The sequence below is a fragment of the Exiguobacterium sp. UBA7533 genome, from assembly GCF_002479335.1.
GTDB lineage: Bacteria > Bacillota > Bacilli > Exiguobacteriales > Exiguobacteriaceae > Exiguobacterium_A.
In genome coordinates this window covers 208,628-222,247 of the sequence record NZ_DLMP01000014.1, presented here as the reverse complement: position 1 = coordinate 222,247, position 13,620 = coordinate 208,628, and the positions used below count along the sequence as shown (strand labels likewise).

Annotated in this window: 13 protein-coding genes; 6 read left to right on the top strand and 7 right to left on the bottom strand. The window is 45.7% G+C overall.

The window, feature by feature from the left end; translation table 11 throughout:
• Positions 1-38: 38 nt before the first annotated feature.
• A complete protein-coding gene (locus B2U10_RS14080) occupies positions 39-242 on the bottom strand; it encodes a hypothetical protein (protein ID WP_035412176.1) in 204 nt (67 codons plus the stop codon).
• 159 nt (positions 243-401) lie between these two features.
• Here B2U10_RS14080 and B2U10_RS14075 point away from each other — a divergent pair, with 159 nt between their 5' ends.
• Entirely contained in the window at positions 402-1,214 is an 813-nt protein-coding gene (locus B2U10_RS14075; protein ID WP_050678472.1) for an aldo/keto reductase, read from the top strand.
• Between the two features lie 122 nt (positions 1,215-1,336).
• On the opposite strand, the gene B2U10_RS14070 is transcribed toward B2U10_RS14075, so the two are convergent.
• The 3 genes from B2U10_RS14070 to B2U10_RS14060 form a co-directional block, all read right to left on the bottom strand.
• Positions 1,337-1,798, bottom strand: a complete 462-nt coding sequence (locus B2U10_RS14070) for a YfbM family protein (protein WP_214856632.1) — start codon at positions 1,796-1,798, stop codon at positions 1,337-1,339.
• An 86-nt stretch (positions 1,799-1,884) separates the two neighbouring features.
• Entirely contained in the window at positions 1,885-3,330 is a 1,446-nt protein-coding gene (locus tag B2U10_RS14065) for an alanine/glycine:cation symporter family protein (RefSeq protein ID WP_290788412.1), read from the bottom strand.
• Positions 3,331-3,511: 181 nt separating this feature from the next.
• Positions 3,512-5,965, bottom strand: coding sequence for a CoA-disulfide reductase (locus B2U10_RS14060; protein ID WP_290788409.1), 2,454 nt, complete (start codon positions 5,963-5,965; stop codon positions 3,512-3,514).
• A 201-nt stretch (positions 5,966-6,166) separates the two neighbouring features.
• Here B2U10_RS14060 and B2U10_RS14055 point away from each other — a divergent pair, with 201 nt between their 5' ends.
• Both B2U10_RS14055 and B2U10_RS14050 read left to right on the top strand, forming a co-directional pair.
• Complete coding sequence (locus B2U10_RS14055) at positions 6,167-6,694, top strand: YbjN domain-containing protein (protein WP_023469644.1); 528 nt, start codon at positions 6,167-6,169, stop codon at positions 6,692-6,694.
• A 151-nt stretch (positions 6,695-6,845) separates the two neighbouring features.
• The gene (locus B2U10_RS14050) at positions 6,846-8,021 is read left to right on the top strand and encodes a hypothetical protein (protein WP_290788369.1); all 1,176 of its coding nucleotides are present in this window, start codon (positions 6,846-6,848) and stop codon (positions 8,019-8,021) included.
• 193 nt (positions 8,022-8,214) lie between these two features.
• Here B2U10_RS14050 and B2U10_RS14045 read toward each other — a convergent pair whose 3' ends face one another.
• Positions 8,215-8,781: a GNAT family N-acetyltransferase gene (locus B2U10_RS14045; RefSeq protein ID WP_035412163.1), complete on the bottom strand. Its 567-nt coding sequence runs from the start codon at positions 8,779-8,781 to the stop codon at positions 8,215-8,217.
• A 102-nt stretch (positions 8,782-8,883) separates the two neighbouring features.
• Positions 8,884-9,501 (bottom strand): YitT family protein, encoded by a 618-nt coding sequence (locus B2U10_RS14040; protein ID WP_290788366.1) that lies wholly within the window; start codon positions 9,499-9,501, stop codon positions 8,884-8,886.
• A gap of 411 nt (positions 9,502-9,912) precedes the next feature.
• Here B2U10_RS14040 and B2U10_RS14035 point away from each other — a divergent pair, with 411 nt between their 5' ends.
• Positions 9,913-11,262 carry an FAD-dependent oxidoreductase gene (locus B2U10_RS14035; protein ID WP_214856639.1) on the top strand — a complete coding sequence of 450 codons (1,350 nt, stop codon included), beginning with the start codon at positions 9,913-9,915 and terminating at the stop codon, positions 11,260-11,262.
• A gap of 153 nt (positions 11,263-11,415) precedes the next feature.
• On the opposite strand, the gene B2U10_RS14030 is transcribed toward B2U10_RS14035, so the two are convergent.
• Positions 11,416-11,889: a VOC family protein gene (locus B2U10_RS14030; protein WP_035412154.1), complete on the bottom strand. Its 474-nt coding sequence runs from the start codon at positions 11,887-11,889 to the stop codon at positions 11,416-11,418.
• Between the two features lie 131 nt (positions 11,890-12,020).
• On the opposite strand from B2U10_RS14030, the gene B2U10_RS14025 reads away from it, so the two are divergent.
• A complete protein-coding gene (locus tag B2U10_RS14025) occupies positions 12,021-12,905 on the top strand; it encodes an SDR family oxidoreductase (RefSeq protein ID WP_214856640.1) in 885 nt (294 codons plus the stop codon).
• 122 nt (positions 12,906-13,027) lie between these two features.
• Positions 13,028-13,579 carry a maltose acetyltransferase domain-containing protein gene (locus tag B2U10_RS14020; protein WP_035412148.1) on the top strand — a complete coding sequence of 184 codons (552 nt, stop codon included), beginning with the start codon at positions 13,028-13,030 and terminating at the stop codon, positions 13,577-13,579.
• The last annotated feature ends 41 nt before the right edge of the window (positions 13,580-13,620 follow it).

Genomic DNA, 13,620 nt, shown 5'->3' with positions numbered 1-13,620 from the left:
CAACGACAGGTCCGATCATGGTGATCGGACCTGTTTCATTATTTTTTCTGCTTCGCTTGTCGTTCTAAAATCAAATACGCGATTGCTGGAAGTGGAAACTGAAGGAGTCCCGCGCCTCCCCATACCCACGGGTTACGTCCTGATTTTCGTGCACTGAAAAATAGGCTAACTGCTTGCGTGACTAACAAGGCACTAATACTAAGCCAAGCTCCCTTTGATAGCTTTTTATTCTTTTGAGCCATCCTTTCTCCCCCTCTTTCTGACATACGGTCAGATGTGATGAATTCTCTTTTATTTTAACCTATTCTATTCCTCCATGAGCATGGAAACGGACGGTTTCGTTCGTTCGTGCTAAACTAAACGAGCAAATCTAAACTACGTTTTATGAGGAGGAGTAACACATGCAATACGCAAAACTTTCAAACGGTATTACGATTCCCCAAATCGGATTCGGTGTCTGGCAAGTAGACGAAGAAACAGAAGCACCCGCTGCTGTTGCTGAAGCACTACGTGTCGGCTATCGTCATATCGATACAGCTGCTGTCTATAAAAACGAGCGCGGTGTCGCAAAAGGAATCAAAGAAAGCGGCGTGAAACGTGAGGATCTCTTCTTAACGTCGAAAGTCTGGAACGATGATATTCGTGCCGGTCGGACGAAGGAAGCATTCGCAGAATCGCTCGAACGTCTCGAAACAGACTACCTTGACCTCTACCTGATCCACTGGCCAGTCGAAGGCTATATCGAAGCGTGGAAAGCAATGGTTGAACTTTATGAAGCAGGCAAGATCAAAGCGATCGGTGTCTCGAACTTCAAGGAACATCACCTCGATACATTGGCAGAAGAGGGCTTGATGGCACCAATGATCAACCAAGTCGAATTGCATCCACAATTGCCGCAACACGAACTGCACGAATACTTGCAAGATCACAACATCCAAGTCGAAGCATGGAGTCCACTCATGCAAGGGAAATTCCTCGAAATCAACGATTTCAAGGAAATCGCAGAGAAGCATGGTAAGACACCTTCACAAGTCGTCTTGCGCTGGCACCTCGACAACGGTATCGTTGCTCTTCCAAAATCCGTCACACCAGAACGCATTGCAGAAAACTTCGACGTCTTTGATTTCCAACTCGATGCCGATGATCTTGAGAAAATTGATCGTCTAGCAACGGATGTCCGCCTCGGACCGGATCCAGACGAAATCGATTTTTAATCTAAAAGTTATTGTAAAAAGAGTGATTTCCATGTGAAGTCATCTTGATTTAGATGAACGACAAGAGACCCGTTTCCAGTCGACGACTTGGAAGCAGGTCTCTTTTTTATAGATGGTACTAGTCATACGTAATAAATTAAAATCGTATCTTCCGCTTCTTCTGCCTTTTGAAAATAGGCACGCAGATCGGCGAACTGCTCCCAGACATATTCGAATTCGCCCGGTATTCCAGCTTCATCATGAATCGAAGCGAGTGCCCGTTGATCGAAGTTTCGCATCACTTCAGCGGAAATGATCAAAAGCGGTAAAGGAAGAATACCGACGATTGCCGCTTTTTCCTCATTGACGATCAACTCTTCACCAATGATCGCTCGCCCTAGATTATAGTGCGTGTCCTGATCAATATAGATATCGATTTGATTCATCAAATGGTAGATGGCATTCGTTTGTTCGAGGGCAAACAATTGTTCATGGTCGGGTTGTGTCTCATGAATGAATAATATCCAGTCCATGATGATGTGGGGATCGTTTCCGAACGACTCCCAGACCGCATCCGTGACGCGAACGAAATGTACGTTTTCCATTCTCCCCCTCCCTTCTATACTCTGTATTCCCTTTTTAAATTCGTTCTATACAAAAAAAAGAGCCAGATTTCTCTGACTCCCTTTTCTTAGATCGCTTTTTCGTCTTCTTCTGACCCATGCCATGCTTCAAGCGTATGTTTTCCTGGCAAGTTCGGAATTGAATCCGCATAGAAACGCGGCTCTTTTCCTGATTTTCGTTGTGTCACGTAATCATCGAGCGCAAGCTTCGCGATTTTTGCGAGGCGGAAAATCGCATATAGATTAACGATCGCCATCAGTCCCATACAGATGTCCGCTAAAGCCCAAACGAGACTAGCCGACTCGACAAGTGAACCGAAGACGATCATGACGAGGACGAGTGCACGGTATGCCATCATGACTTGTTTATTGTCACGGATGAACGTGATGTTCGATTCACCGTAATAGTAGTTTCCAACGACAGAACTAAAGGCAAAGAGGAAGATGGCAAGTGCCATGAATCCTGTCGCAAGTGATCCAACTTGCGACGCAAGTGCCCCTTGCGCTAAATCAATACCGGCTAAGGCATCTCCATTCGCATCTTTTGTCGGAACACCACTGACGAGAACAATCATCGCTGTCGCCGAACAGACCATCAACGTATCAACGAAGACCGCGAATGATTGAATCAAGCCTTGTTTGACCGGGTGGGAGACTTCAGCCGTTGCTGCTGCGTTCGGTGCCGAACCCATACCGGCCTCGTTCGAGAACAAACCGCGACGAATACCATTCAGAACGGCCGCTCCGATTGCTCCCCCTGCTAGTGTCTTAAATTCGAATAATCCTTCTTGGAAAATCAATTTAAAGACGTTCGGTAATACTTCAAGATTCGTCACCATGATATACAGGGCGATCAGGATATAACCACCTGCCATGATTGGAACCATGAACGAAGCGACTGTCGCAATACTACGAACACCACCAAAAATGATCAGTGCCGTCAAGACGACCAATCCGACCGTAATCCACATCTTATCCACACCATATTGACTTTGCAGTGACAAGGAAATCGTATTCGATTGGACAGAGTTGAAGACAAAACCAAATGAGATCGTGATCAGAACACTAAAGACGATTCCTAACCACCGTTGTCCAAGCGCTTTTTCCATGTAATAGGCTGGACCACCACGCCATTCTTTTCCGTCACGTACCTTATAAATCTGAGCAAGTGTACTTTCAACGAATGCTGATGCCGATCCAATTAAGGCAATCAACCACATCCAAAAAACTGCTCCTGGACCACCTAGTGCAATTGCAGCCGCTACACCCGCGATGTTTCCGGTACCAACACGCGCTGCCGTACTGATTGCGAATGCTTGAAATGGAGAGACACCGTCTTTTCCATCATCTGTTCCTTGGAACAATAAGCGAACCATCTCCGGAATCATCCGGAATTGAACGAACCGCATTCGAAGTGTAAAATAAATGCCTAACACGACTAGCAGTGTGATCAGTACATTTGTCCATAACAAATCACTGACTCTATTCACTAACTTCATTAATTCCTTTTCCATCAAAACTCCTCACTTTCATCCATCTTTTCTCTCTATTTGTATGTAAGTTTTTTTCACATGTGATTTATCATACGCAATTTTTTTTGAAAAATCAAACTCACTTATAACTCAGAACATAAAAAACGTGTTAAACCTCACATCAGATGTCAGGTTTAACACGTTCACATAGTTAATTCTTTTATTAGATGAACAGATTCAGGTTAGCACCATCTGTTGCGCCGAGATAACTCGCGACACCACCGTAATCAATGCCGTCGAGGAGTTCTTCTTTCTTAATGCCCATGATATCCATCGACATCGTGCAGGCAATCATGCGGACACCCGCCGCTTGCGCTTTTGCCATCATCGTCTCGAGCGCATCGACTTGTTTATCCTTCATGACTTTTTTCATCATTTTTTGACCAGCACCTGCCATATTCATGTTCGAGAGTGGCAGTTCCCCGGCGTGTTTCGGCATCATCATCCCCATCATCCGCTCAATACCGGCTTTCTCGACGGCAGGAGCATCCGGTTTTCGAATGATGTTCAAGCCCCAGAACGTAAAGAACATCGTTACTTGCTTCCCCATTGCTTGTGCACCTTGTGCGATGACAAAGGACGCAAGTGCTTTATCAAGATCACCACTGAAGACGACCATCGTCGCATCGTCTGCCGGATTGACTTGAACCGGTGCTGCAGCAGGTATCTCTCCTTGCCCTTTCTCAAGCAAGACCTCGACGACCCCTTGATTCATCTCCGCTGAATGGACTGTGTGACCTAGTTTTTTCGCCCATGCTTGAACATCCGGCAAGAATCCTGGATCCGACGCTTTGACGAAAATCTGCTCGCCATCCGTCATCTGATCGATTTTTGTTTTTAACTCTAAAATTGGACCCGGGCACTGTAAGCCGCACGTATCGAGCAGCGTCACTTGTTCTGGTGCAGTCTTCGTTGTTGGCTCACGTTTCGTTACCGTCACAGCAGTCTCCTCCTTCGCTTGGCTTCGCGCTTCCTGATCACGATGCACGACCGACCATGTTTTGTAGCCGCCGCTTAAGTTTTTCACATCATAACCATGTTGTTGCAACAATTGACTCGCGACATATCCACGTAATCCGACTTGGCATGTTACATAGATCGTTTGATCTTTCGGCAGATCATCTAACTTCTCACGTAACGTCGGTAACGAGATGTTGACCGATCCCGGAATCGCACCTAACTCGTTTTCCGATGGTTCACGAACATCGAGTAACAAACCTCCGTTTGCGACGATTGCATCGATTTCGTGCCAATGAACGTTCGTACTGTCACCTAAGACGATATTCGACGCGATATATCCTGCCATGTTAACCGGATCTTTTGCTGAACTATACGGTGGTGCATATGATAGTTCAAGATCTGGTAAATCAAGCACTGTCAAGCCGCCTTTAATCGCTGTCGCGAGGACATCAATTCGTTTCTCGACACCTGTCATACCGATTGCCTGTGCACCATAAATCGTTCCTTCAATTGGATCAAATAACAGCTTCATCGAAATGGGACTTGCACCTGGATAGTAACCCGCATGGGATCCCGGATGGAGGTGAATCGCTTCATAACGCATACCGAGTTGACGCAATCGTTTTTCGTTGTTACCGGTAGAAGCGACTGTCAAATCGAAGACTTTCGCTACTGCTGTACCGAGCGTTCCACTGTACCGGACATCGCGCCCGGCAATGATGTCGGCGACGAGGCGCCCTTGACGGTTCGCCGGCCATGCGAGCGGCACATGTGTCGCTTCCTTCGTGATAAAATCCTTAACTTCGATCGCGTCACCAATCGCAAAGATCGACGGATCGGATGTCCGCAGTTGATTGTCGACTTGAATCGTCTGTTTGATTCCAAGCGTTAAACCAGCATCTGCTGCGAGCGTGCTCTCCGGTGCGACACCGATTGATAAGATGTTCATCTCTGTCTCAATCACGCGTCCACTTGTCAAGACGACACGACGACCTGCTTCTTCAAAACGAGCGACGCCATCTTCTAGAATCAGCTCGACGCCTTTTGCCCGAAGATGTTCATGAACGATCGCTGCCATTTCCGGGTCGATCGGAGCCATGACTTGGTTTGCCATTTCAACGAGGGTGACGTGTGCCCCACGTTCGACAAGATTTTCTGCCATCTCGAGACCGATGAATCCTCCACCGATGACGACTGCCCGTTCCGGACGTGTCGTATCGACGTATTCTCGCATCCGGTCCGTATCCGGAATGTTCCGTAACGTAAAGACATTTGTTGCATCACTCAGTCCTTTAATGTTCGGACGAATTGGTTTTGCACCTGGAGAAAGAATTAGATGATCGTACGATTCATCGTATTCTTCACCTGTGTCAACGTTACGGATCGTGACAGTCTTCGCTTCACGGTTGATCCGAATCGCTTCCGACAAGTTACGGACGTCTAAATTAAATCGTGCATGCATCCCCTCTGGCGTTTGGACAAGTAATTTATTGCGATCTTTAATGACATCTCCAATATAGTAAGGCAGTCCGCAGTTCGCGAACGAGATCTCTTTTCCGCGCTCGAGCAAAATGATTTCTGCCGTTTCGTCAATCCGGCGTAGTCGTGCCGCTGCCGTTGCGCCACCTGCGACGCCACCTACGATGATCTTTTTCATCTAAATGATTCCTCCTTGAAGTACTATCTGCCACTCAATATACCCTGTTAGGTATGTATTTTCAAGTCAGTTGCTTGCGGCTTCACAGATATGACATATCCCATTCGTTTTGTATTTTCTTCCTATCTGAACGGACATTAGTTGCATTTCCTTCTGAAATGCTTGAAACTAAATCTATAGTATATAAAGGGGGATTTTGCAATGGACCAGGAACGTAACTCGAACGAATCAAACGAGAACAATAAAGTGACACCGATTCACCAAGATCGTCAACCCGAAACAAACGAACAAGGAATCGCGCCACAACAGCAACAACACCTGGAAGCTTTCCAAGCTTTCCTCGTTGAAAAAGGCATTCCAATGGAAGCACGTGAGAATGAGACACACGTCTTCTTCATGACACAAGAAAAAACACCTGCAGGAGCAGAACCGATGATGATGATCGTCTTCAGTAAGACGACGACAGATGTTGAATTGTTCGCTCGTACGGTGACACACGTACCAGACGGTGTCGAGGATCTTCCGATTCTTAATGCCATTAACGATTTCAACCAAGAGTTCAAATACTTCCGCGTCGTTCTCGATAGCGACCGTGATGTCACGATCGCATCGACAATTGATCTGGATCACGGCTTCAATCCAGCAGCGATCTTCGGACATTCTGTCATGATGTTCCAAGCATCGGACGAAGTCTATACGTATTTGACAAAACTGTATGAACAGTTCTGATTTTTGATTTTGGACGGCTTTGGATTCTTATTCCAAAGCCGTTTTTTATTTAAAGTTCAATTAAAAATATGAATTATTCTCCTTACGTTCAGATTTCTGAAAACAACTACATGATAGAAACTTCTTATCACTTTTGTAGGAGGTCACGATTATGAAAAAGCGCATAAAAGTAGCTTCGATCTTTATGTTAGCTGGCATCTTAGCTGCCTGCGGTTCGAACGAAACCGATACGACTGTACCGAAAAAAGAGCAGTCGACAGAAACGAAATCAGCGGATGCTGGAATCGCTGCAACGACATTGATAGATGAATTGACGATCTACAGCTCGATCAAAGCAAAACTCGACAAAGCGAAAGACGGACAAGCAATGGATTGGAAGATGGTCAAGACGAGTTATGAAGCAAAACTAAAAGGTGGTGTCAAAACGGTAGCACCAGAAATCGACCAAGTCATTCAATCCGCTTTAATAGATGTTGAAGCGAAGAATCTCGATCAGAACATCGCACGTCAACTCGTCGATAAAGGTCTACAATCCTATTTCTATCAATTACAAAAGGCAACTCAAGCAAAAGCTGAAGAAGCACTCGTTGCGGGTAAACCGGAAGCTGCAACAGAAGCACTCAAAGATGTCGAAGCAATGGCAAAGACCGTTTTCATCCCGACAGCGAAAAAGTGCGACGTAAGCTACGATTTCAAAAATGAAGACGCGATTGCTCAAGCAATTACTTCTGGTCTATCTGCCCAGCAAGAAGCCATTGATACTAAAAAAATCGGTGACTTCAATGTCGCGAAACAAGTGACGGATAAATCGATTTATCGTTCGTTCTACTTGGCTGCACTCGATTATGCTCAAAAAATCGAGGATGGTGTCAAAAGCGGGACGGACGAAAAAGAATTACAGGTAGGGCAAGCAGAAGGATATGCTTCCCTCCTTGCAGTTGAAAAATCTTTAGCGGATGGCGAGGAAGAGACTGTCAAAATACTAAAAGAACGTTATGACTTCTCGAAGACAAAGCCAGCTGACGTTTCTTACAAAGAAATCGAAGGATTATTCGCACAAGCGTTGACGGAAAAAGTCGACGAATCTTATGAAGAAACACAAGAAGCAATCGAGAAGAAAGACATCGATACAGCACGGGCAAAAGCAATGGAAGCTAACCTGTTCATCGTTGCGATGAAACCCACGCTTGAAAACCGTCTCGGTAAAGAAAAAGTAGCGCAAATCACTAAAGATGCGAACGAATGGTTCGCGCTCGTTGAAAAAGGTGACGTCAAGGCCAAAATGATAGGTGAACGGATTACGGACGCACTCAAACCATTTAACTAAGCAAAAATGTTATGAAAACGGAGTGCTAAGGTGAACCTCTTCATGTCTACACCAAGCTTCTGCTTTACGAGTGATGCCCGATACGAATCAGAAGACGCGCAAGCGATTTGTATCAACTAACGATGCCATGATGGCATGACTATAAAAACCATGTCGATTCCCGAATGACACTGTGGAGATCGACATGGTTTTTTCATTGCTGTATATCGTAACGACGTTCCATATAATCAAAGGTACCGCCACTAATTTCAATCGTCCGGACCGGTTTAAAGCCAAGACGGCGATACAGTCGTTGCGCTCCAACGTTCGTTTGATCAGCGTTTAACGTAAACGCTTGTAGTCCCTGTTTCTCGCCTACTTCCGCTGCTGCCTGCAACAGTTCCGTACCAATTCCTTTTCCACCATGACGCGCATCCACTGATAAGGTATCCAGGTAATAGACCGGTCCTTCCGTCTCGACGTCGATCTGGACGTCTTGACCTGTCCACTGTTTCAATTGTTCTTTAATTGGTTCGTCGAGTTGTTTCGCCTCTGTTCCGGCATAAGCGATCACGATGCCCGCTACTTCGTCCTTGATGATTTTCACGAGGATGTTCTCATGACTGAGCCGGTTTCCGGTTTGGGAAACGAAATAAGCGAGCCTTTCTAGAACCTCTTCTTTTTCTGTCGTTCCCGTCAATGTCTCAGCAATCTCATGAATCGCTTGCTCAATCAACGGGGCAATCTGTTGTGCTTCAGAAGCATGTGCTTGTCGAATCATCTAATCGTTCTCCTTTGAACTTATTTTCTAATTAATGAACCTGAAAAATCGGACTCGACGATGTCGAATCCGATACATGATTTTTTTAGATCTTCATCCATTTCACTGCGTGACTTTTTGTACGACAGGTGCCGGTACGATGACAGGCTCCCGTGTCATGACAGCCACGACACGACCGGCGATTGCTACGGCCAGTAACGTATATAACGTTAAGCTGAGCGGCAGATAGACGAGTGAGATGACTAACACGATGGCATCGAGTCCGAACAAAATCGTCCCGATCGATAGACCTGTTAGTTTACTGAGTCCCATCGACAGTAGATCGTCTCCACCTGTCGCTGCTCCACTTTTCAAAACAAGTCCGAGACCATATCCGGTCACGATTCCGCTAGCGATCGCTGCGATAAGTGTCGCTGGCCAAGCCTGTTCTGGAAAGTGGAACAAATCAAGTCGGTGCCACATCTCGTAAAAGAGTGATAACGCACCTGCTGAAAGTAACGCTTCGCTGACGAAACGTTTTCCTTTGAAGTACAAAGCGCCAATGAAAAATGGAATATCGAACACGATCATCGAGATTGAAGGATTGATATCAAAAAAGTATCGACCGAGCAACGATAACCCAATAAAGCCGCCTTCTGCTAATCCGAACTGTTCATTCAATGTGTAGTAACCGAACGCCATGATCAGTGTTCCGGTTAAGATGGTTGCGATTCGTTTCATGTTTTATTGTCCTCTCCCATTTACATCGTGGGAGAGGTTTTATACGTCCCGTTTGGGTATTCATCTATTTTCGCTCTCCCTGATTTTTATAAGCCATTACCGTCTTGTTCGTCTTGACCGGTACTGCTAAAAATCAGGTAAGCTGAATAGATGATTGGTCCTCTCGGTATCCATCGGTTTCCACCCCTTCATTAAAAATCTATTTTCATTATAACCCGAATTTCAGTAACTAAAACAGTTTTACGCATTCTTCACATAATCCAAACACTTTTGCTCACTCATTCACAATTTAGACAAGATTATGCTCAATGTTGAACAAACTACTTGAAAGTGAACTTGTGAAGGATTACACTAAGTATATCAAATGAATGTGATTTACATCACAAACAAAACACAAAGGAGACTTTACCCATGAAAGTAGCAGTCATCGGATGTACACACGCAGGAACAGCAGCAGTCAAAGAACTCGCTTCACAACAAGATGTCGAGATCACCGTTTATGAGCGGAATGACAATGTATCGTTTCTCTCTTGTGGGATCGCACTTCACGTCGGTGGTGTCGTCAAGCACGCGGAATCGCTATTTTACTCGTCACCAAGTGAACTTGCTGAGCTCGGAGCCGAGATGCGTCTGAAACATGATGTACTTGAAATCGATAGTGAACGTCAAACGATCGTTGCGAAAAACCTCATGACTGGTGAAGTCGTTCACGATACGTACGATAAACTCATCATGACGACTGGATCTTGGCCAATCATTCCAATGCTTCCTGGTATTGAGTTGAATCAAATCGAGCTCTGTAAAAACTATCACCACGCTCAAACAATCATCGAAAAAGCATCAGATGCAGAGCGGATCACGGTCGTTGGTGCAGGCTATATCGGTGCTGAACTCGTCGAAGCGTTTGAAGCCTACGGAAAAGATGTTACGTTCATCGACAGTGCAGATCGCATTCTCAACAAATACCTCGACCGCTCGTTCACTGACGTCATTGAACGCGAATTAACAGATCGCGGCATTCGTCTTGAACTTGGACAAACCGTCCAAAGCTTCAAAGGAGAAAACGGTGCTGTCACACACGTCGTTACAGATAAAGGCACATTTGAAACGGATCTCGTCATTCTCTGTGTCGGTTTCCGCCCAAGCACGGAACTCTTAAAAGGACAAGTCGATATGTTACCGAACGGTGCCATCATCGTTGACGATTATATGCGGACGAGCAACCCGAACATTTTTGCTGCTGGTGACAGCTGTGCCGTCTATTACAACCCAGCTCGGACACATGCCTATATTCCACTCGCAACGAATGCTGTCCGGATGGGTACGCTCATCGGAAAAAACTTACTCGCGCCAAAGATTCGTTACCAAGGAACACAAGGCACATCTGGTCTTCGCTTATATGATTTGAACATCGCGTCGACTGGTTTGACAGAAGAAGCGGCACCCTTGTTCGGACTTGAAGTGAGCAGCACGACAGTTACAGATGCGTATCGTCCAGAGTTCATGCCAACAGCAGAAGACGTCCAATTGAAGCTCGTCTTCGAGACGGCAACACACCGTGTCGTCGGTGCACAAATCATCTCAAAAGTTGATTTGACACAGGCAATGAACACACTTTCTGTCGCGATTCAAAATGACATGACACTTGAAGAGCTCGCTTTCGTCGATTTCTTCTTCCAACCGCACTACAACAAACCGTGGAACTTACTAAACCAAGCAGCTCTACAAGCAATGAGCGAGCGCCAATCAGCTCGTGTCTAAATTTATTGCAAGATAGATTAAGTGCAATTTTTCTCTATTATGAGGAGAAAGATTGCACTTTTTGTTCATTTCGAACCGTTTTCTATAAAAGAACACGTCATGCAGTTTGCGATTTGAATGCGTAATCAATGACTGAACGTTACAGTCACCTCTTCATTTTTCCGTTTCAATCTGATAAAGATGCTGCCAGTCCTGATACGACATCGTTCCGTTCATCGTCTCCATATCAAAGCGTAACGGTGCGATCAATTCGAGTGAATTACCATCTGGATCCTCGAAGTAGATTGCTGCGTGCGCATGTGGATGATTATCGAGAACGAGCGGTTGATTTGCTCCTGCTACACCGAAGGCTGATCGAACTTCAATCCCTCTCTCCTTTAACCAGTCCTGTGCTTTGTCGATATTTTCATGCTCCATCCGAAACGCAACATGGCGAATCGACGGATGATACGGTAACTCAGCTTGACCTGCTTTCCATAGCCCCAACCAACTCTTACCGTGCTCGATCCAAAAGAAAGCGACGCGTTCATTTCGGAACGCACATTCAAGACCTAACTCTTCGTAAAAGACAATCGATCGTTCGAGCTCTTTGACCGGTAAATGGGCTTCATACAGTCCAGCAATCATCTTCTTCACACTCCTCTTTTTCGAGTGTAAACCATCAATTTCCAAATTTACTACCATCAAAAACGTTTAATCCGACTTGTTGAGGGAACATACAACCTATACCAAAACCAACTTTCAGGAGGAATGTTTACATGGCTGCATCGAAAAATCCGTTAACACAATACTTCAATGACGATTTCCCAAAACAATATCAGGACGCTCCAGCGGTTCAAGCAAAAATGGAACCTGTTCCCGATTGTGGAGAAGAAAGTTATAAAGGTTCTGGCAAATTGATCGGCAAAAAAGCATTGATTACGGGTGGCGACTCCGGCATCGGCCGAGCAGCAGCAATCGCCTACGCTCGTGAAGGGGCTGATATCGTCCTTAACTACTTACCGGAAGAACAACAGGATGCTGAAGAGGTCAAAGCACTCGTTGAAGCAGCGGGACAAAAAGCATATCTCTTACCTGGTGATTTAAGTGATGAAGCGTTCTGTGGACAACTCGTCAAAGAAGCACACGAATCACTCGGTGGACTCGACATTTTGGCACTTGTCGCGGGTAAACAACAAGCTGTCGAAAACATTCTCGACCTTTCGACGGAGCAATTACGCAAGACATACGAAATCAACGTCTTCTCCCTCTTCTGGGTCGTCAAGGCAGCCTTGCCACTCTTAAAGGAAGGCGCTTCGATTATCACGACGACATCTGTCCAAGGATATAATCCAAGCGCGAATCTCTTGGATTACGCTTCGACGAAGTTTGCCATCAACGGTTTCACGCGTGGACTCGCTAAACAAGTCGCGCCAAAAGGAATCCGTGTCAACTCCGTCGCACCTGGTCCGATTTGGACACCGCTTCAAATCTCGGGTGGTCAGCCAAGCGAGAACATTCCAGAGTTCGGGCAGGAAACACCACTGAAACGAAGTGGTCAACCGGTCGAACTGTCTGATGTCTATGTCTTCCTTGCTTCAGACGCTGCAAGCTATGTCACAGCGCAAATCTATGGTGTCACAGGTGGAATCGAGTTAGCATAAGGATCGAATCTCGACAGGGTAGCTTCGGCTATCCTGTTTTCGCGTGTCTTAACGGGATATCAGTTGCATCACCCGGTGCCATTTAGTCTAATGAAAGTAATAACGATGAAGGAGTGAATCAGATGACTGAAAAAGAAAAGATGATTAAAGGGGAACTCTATTTAGCACAAGATCCAGAACTTGTGGCCGACCGCATCCGGGCACAATCGCTCTGTTATGAGTTTAATCAATTGAGTGTCCATGATCGTGCCAAGCGAAAGATGCTTTTGCAACAATTATTTCAGACGGAGCAAGCCGACTTTTACATCGAACCGACCTTTAAATGTGATTATGGCTACAACATTACGTTAGGGGCTCGTTTTTATGCCAACTATGACTGTGTCTTGCTCGATATTTGTCCGATTACGATCGGCGACAACTGCATGCTTGCTCCAGGAGTACATATCTATACCGCGACCCACCCACTCGATCCTGTCGAGCGCAATAGCGGTTATGAATTAGGAAAACCAGTCGTCATCGGGAACAATGTCTGGATCGGTGGACGCGCGGTCATCAATCCCGGTGTGACGATCGGAGATAATGCAGTTATTGCCTCAGGTAGTGTCGTCGTCAAGGATGTACCGGCAAACAGCGTCGTTGGTGGAAATCCAGCTCGGATCATCAAGACGATCTAATTCTCATCAAATTCTAATCTGTTCCTCAGTTTCCTTTCACG

Bases quoted from the DNA above. Each gene is read 5' to 3' on its own strand.
- B2U10_RS14080 (WP_035412176.1), bottom strand. From the start codon at position 242: ATGGCTCAAAAGAATAAAAAGCTATCAAAGGGAGCTTGGCTTAGTATT.
- B2U10_RS14075 (WP_050678472.1), top strand. From the start codon at position 402: ATGCAATACGCAAAACTTTCAAACGGTATTACGATTCCCCAAATCGGA.
- B2U10_RS14070 (WP_214856632.1), bottom strand. From the start codon at position 1,798: ATGGAAAACGTACATTTCGTTCGCGTCACGGATGCGGTCTGGGAGTCG.
- B2U10_RS14065 (WP_290788412.1), bottom strand. From the start codon at position 3,330: ATGGAAAAGGAATTAATGAAGTTAGTGAATAGAGTCAGTGATTTGTTA.
- B2U10_RS14060 (WP_290788409.1), bottom strand. From the start codon at position 5,965: ATGAAAAAGATCATCGTAGGTGGCGTCGCAGGTGGCGCAACGGCAGCG.
- B2U10_RS14055 (WP_023469644.1), top strand. From the start codon at position 6,167: ATGGACCAGGAACGTAACTCGAACGAATCAAACGAGAACAATAAAGTG.
- B2U10_RS14050 (WP_290788369.1), top strand. From the start codon at position 6,846: ATGAAAAAGCGCATAAAAGTAGCTTCGATCTTTATGTTAGCTGGCATC.
- B2U10_RS14045 (WP_035412163.1), bottom strand. From the start codon at position 8,781: ATGATTCGACAAGCACATGCTTCTGAAGCACAACAGATTGCCCCGTTG.
- B2U10_RS14040 (WP_290788366.1), bottom strand. From the start codon at position 9,501: ATGAAACGAATCGCAACCATCTTAACCGGAACACTGATCATGGCGTTC.
- B2U10_RS14035 (WP_214856639.1), top strand. From the start codon at position 9,913: ATGAAAGTAGCAGTCATCGGATGTACACACGCAGGAACAGCAGCAGTC.
- B2U10_RS14030 (WP_035412154.1), bottom strand. From the start codon at position 11,889: ATGATTGCTGGACTGTATGAAGCCCATTTACCGGTCAAAGAGCTCGAA.
- B2U10_RS14025 (WP_214856640.1), top strand. From the start codon at position 12,021: ATGGCTGCATCGAAAAATCCGTTAACACAATACTTCAATGACGATTTC.
- B2U10_RS14020 (WP_035412148.1), top strand. From the start codon at position 13,028: ATGACTGAAAAAGAAAAGATGATTAAAGGGGAACTCTATTTAGCACAA.